At 57.3% G+C, this 4,054-nt stretch carries 3 protein-coding genes and 1 pseudogene; 3 read left to right on the forward strand and 1 reads right to left on the reverse strand.

Annotated elements, in window-relative coordinates; genetic code table 11:
• Window positions 1–586: 586 nt before the first annotated feature.
• Window positions 587–1,216, reverse strand: a complete 630-nt coding sequence (locus A6A05_RS01720; protein WP_216635731.1) for a DEAD/DEAH box helicase — start codon at window positions 1,214–1,216, stop codon at window positions 587–589.
• 80 nt (window positions 1,217–1,296) lie between these two features.
• Between A6A05_RS01720 and A6A05_RS22190 the strand changes: the two are divergent.
• The 3 genes and pseudogenes from A6A05_RS22190 to A6A05_RS01735 form a co-directional block, all read left to right on the forward strand.
• Window positions 1,297–1,428, forward strand: a pseudogene (locus tag A6A05_RS22190) (hypothetical protein); the annotation flags it as partial.
• Between the two features lie 642 nt (window positions 1,429–2,070).
• On the forward strand, window positions 2,071–2,688 hold the full coding sequence (locus tag A6A05_RS01730) for a Uma2 family endonuclease (protein WP_068496864.1): 618 nt from the start codon (window positions 2,071–2,073) through the stop codon (window positions 2,686–2,688).
• Between the two features lie 2 nt (window positions 2,689–2,690).
• Window positions 2,691–3,701 carry an IS1595 family transposase gene (locus A6A05_RS01735; protein ID WP_068496865.1) on the forward strand — a complete coding sequence of 337 codons (1,011 nt, stop codon included), beginning with the start codon at window positions 2,691–2,693 and terminating at the stop codon, window positions 3,699–3,701.
• The last annotated feature ends 353 nt before the right edge of the window (window positions 3,702–4,054 follow it).

A 4,054-nucleotide genomic window follows, 5' to 3' on the forward strand; every position in this document is an offset into this window, starting at 1 on the left:
GAGCTCGCGGACGGCCTGTTGCCGATCGGGCTTCACCCGGAAGGTGATCGTGGGGGTGGACATGGAGGGCGTTCCAGCCTTGTGACACGGACTTTCACATATGTAATACGCAGTCGTGACGCAGGCAAGAGCTCGTATGGAAGGCTTCCTGTGGTCCGATGTTCCTGCGCTCATTGCCATCGATCCATGGACTCCTCATGGACTCAATGAGGCACAAAATGTAGCGCGTCGGTGCGAAAGGGGGAGTGGGTTTGATATGGGCTATCGCTTTGATATGGCGGAAAAAAGCGAAAACGTGAGTGGCGTGTGGAAATGCTGAGAAAAACAAAATATGGGTCTCATAATCTGGAAGTAGCAGAGCGAAATCCTGCGAAGCGGAGTGACAGAGGAGCGAAAAGCTGGGTACGGGTTTCCGGTGGATGCATTTTCGATTAATCCCGCAGGAATCCGCCATTTTCCGCAGTTCTATGAACCCTCCTCGGTTCCCGGTCGAAGGGCTGCCGCCGCAGTTGCAGCGTTTCTGCGACTTTGCCGAGATACGACCTTCAGGTAATTTGACTGAACGGCTCGACGATGGGCGCGCAGCCTATGGTAGTGATATTCCGGCCGAATATCCCAGGCTGTCGTATCCTTTGATGCGCTTGCCGCTCATGCGGGCCAGTACCGGGACGGCCTCATCGACGTAATCATAGATGATGACTTCCCGCTTCCCGGGGTGGAGGCGATGCAGGCGGCCGGCATATTGGGCCAGGGTGCCACGCCAGGAAATCGGCATGGTCAGGAACAGAGTGTCGAGCCGAGCATCGTCGAATCCTTCGCCGATGTAGCGCCCGGTGGCGATCAGCACCCGCTCCTCGGTGTCGGCGATGGCGGCAAGCTGCTCGGCTTGCGCCCGCCGCGCCTTTACCCCCATGCCACCGTGCAGAACGATGACATTCCGGGCAAATCGCGACAGCCGTTCTGCCAGAAGCAGAGCGTGTTCCTTGCGTTCGGTCAGGACCACCGGCGAGCGCCCGCCTTCCAGGGCCTTCAGCACGTCGTCGAAGATCATGGTGTTGCGCGGCTCGTCCCTGGCCAGGGCATTGTATACATCCTGGATCGCGGGCCGGTCGCCGTTCATCCCGACGGGCAACGTGAACCCGGTCTGCCTGAGGACAACCCGATGCTCGAACGGGCGCTGGGCGGCCTGCCGCTTCGCATCGACGCGGAATCGCACCGGGCCGCACTGCATGAAGATGATCGGATGATGCCCGTCCTTGCGGGTGGCGATGTGGCGTAGCTCCCAAGGGCTTCCATCTCGCCCTGATCGCAGGCGAAAGCGAGTTCGCAGACGGCTCGATGCTGATCAAGGAACTCAGCACCGGCACTCAGATCAAGGTGGCGAGCGAGGACGTGATCTCCGTGGTGCAGCGGATGATCGCCGGATGATGTTTTCGGTTGGTTACTTCAATAATAGGAGATTCTCGGGCCGGTGCGCAGGAAGCGCATCGGCCCGAGGATGTGGCGGCCAAGGAAGCAGATACCGGGGATAATGCTGCACCGGGCCAGTGGAGGGACTCGATCATCACTATTGTCGACAGGTTGCTTATGCTGGCGATATAGCCTTTCAGTTAAAAACGTTCACGATATTAACGACTGAGTCAAATCTTCGGCGGAGTCCGTGGATTTCTGACGCCAATGCAGCAAATTTTTCAGTTAAATATGTTCAAAGAATATTTTTAACGAAAGGCGACATTCGTGCCGAGGCGGCGAGTCGTATTCCGACTAGAGATTATAACGGCCTGCCGGAGGGCGAAAAGCGCCTTCAAAAAATGGCGGACATGATCCGCAACATCCCGGCCTGTCTCGGGGGGGGCAGAGGCCATGGCAGTTTTCCGGTCGCCGTTCAGGACGGATGCGTCCATGTTCGATTTCATTAACGTCTACACTGAACCATGCCTATCCGCTTAACGCACTCACCCACTACATGTAGTGTGCGCGCCTTATCCGGTTGACGCACACGATATAATCCTGTATCTTCACGGGGAATGATTACGGGAGTTCGCCATGCCACAGCCAGCCGTAGCATATATGACCGAGGACGAGTTCTTTGAGTTTGTCCAGACGCGTGATGAGAAGTGGGAGCTGATAGACGGTGAGCCGATGATGATGGCTGGCGCAACTCAACGCCACCAAGACATCGCGGCCAATACGTTGACCTCACTTCATACCCAATTGCGGGGTAAAAAGTGCCGACCGACGGCTGCCGACACTGGCGTACCCACGAGTAACGGCACGATCAGATATCCTGATGTCGTCGTCGATTGTGGCAAGCGTGACGACCAAGCTATGCGTGCCACAGCGCCGACGCTAGTTATCGAAGTCCTCTCACCATCGACAAGGGGCTTTGATTCTCATAAGAAGGTGATTGAGTACAAGTCACATCCTGACATCAAGTACATCTTGCTGATTGACACAAATAATGCATGCTCACTGTTGCATTTTCGCGATGGCGAAGGCTGGGGCGAGGTTATGTATGACAGCCTTGATGATGTCATCGAGTTTCCCGAAGTTGGTGCTACGCTTGCATTAAGTGACATCTATTTTGGTCTAGAGATGAAGCCCAAATTGGTGCGGGAAAGGGTTTGCTCCAAGTGTGGAATGACACCCTGTGCTTGTGACGAGAGCGGCCCCATTCCAGGCATGTGATCGTGGACGTTCTCACTCGTTCCGATCTGCCGTTCCCGCAGTCTCTGCCTGAGTTCCAGCAACTGTTTCCGGATGATGCCGCTTGCGCTCTCTATCTGGAAACGGCGCGGTGGGCTGACGGTTTTGCCTGTCCGAGTTGTGGTGTAGTCGGCGAGCCGTTTAGAATTTCCACTCGTCCAGGCGTCCTGCGGTGTCGCGCCTGCCGCAAGGACACTGGCCTGACCGTCGGCACGGTGATGGAGCGCAGCCGTGTACCGCTCAGCACTTGGTTCTGGGCTGCCTATCTGATCGCCAGCCAGACGCAAGGCATGTCCGCCGTCCAGTTCCAGCGCCAGCTCGGCCTGTCTCGCTACGAAACAGCATTCGGCATCTTGCACAAGCTCCGCGCTGGCATGGTCCGGCCCGATCAGGACCGCATCGGCGGCCGGGACGGCGAACATGTCGAGGTGGATGAGACGCTGGTGGGCGGACGTACACGCGGCGAAGGCCGAGGTGTCCACCGCAAGACGCTGGTCTCTTGCGCAGTCGAAGTTCGGCACCGGGAACCCGGAACCGCACAGGACAACAGGAGGGATGGACGCTATGCCGGACGCGTCCGCCTGGCCATCGTGCCTGATCGGTCAGCCGAGTCGCTCTGCGGTTTCGTGGAAGGCGCGGTTGAGCCGGGAACGCTTCTGATCACCGATGACTGGAGTGCCTACGCCAGCTTGCGTAAGCGTGGGTACGACCATCATGCCATCGCCGAATGCGGTGAACCGGAGATCGCCGACGAGTTCCTGCCTATCGTCCATCTGGTGTTTTCAAATTTGAAGACTTGGCTGAACGGTATCCACCACGGCGTCAGCGCCAAGCATTTGCAGGCGTATCTGAACGAGTTCACTTTCCGATTCAACCGCCGCTTCTATCCGTTTAACGCCTTCCGATCACTGCTGGGCATCGCTGGAGATACGATCGCTCCAACTTTCGGTGAGCTTTATTCCGGCGAATGGCAGCACCCTAGATGTAGCGGGTGAGTGCGTTAAGCGGATAGGCACGCACTGAACATGCTAAATCCCTCAATTCGTCAAAAAAGATTGAGGCGGAGAGCCGTGCAGGGGAATTGGCCACCTGGATAAAGATTAGAGCGGATTTCGAACGCCATGAATCGTGGGGGATTGAACGAAACCCTCTGTGCCAATGATCCTTGCCACAAACTCCCTGCGTGGAGTTGAGTGAGCAAGGATCAGAGGAAAGCGGCCATGGCAGGGGAAGAGCCTTCAAATGCAGTTGGTGGAGATGATGGTGTGGCCTTGCCGTCACCTCCAGATCTGGAGGTGACGGCAAGGCCACGGCGGCGCAGTTTCACCGCCGCCTACAAGGCGGCGTT

Source organism: Magnetospirillum moscoviense, assembly GCF_001650635.1.
Lineage (GTDB): Bacteria > Pseudomonadota > Alphaproteobacteria > Rhodospirillales > Magnetospirillaceae > Magnetospirillum > Magnetospirillum moscoviense.

Coding starts and splice junctions, on each gene's coding strand:
- A6A05_RS01730 (WP_068496864.1), top strand. CDS start 2,071: ATGACCGAGGACGAGTTCTTTGAGTTTGTCCAGACGCGTGATGAGAAG.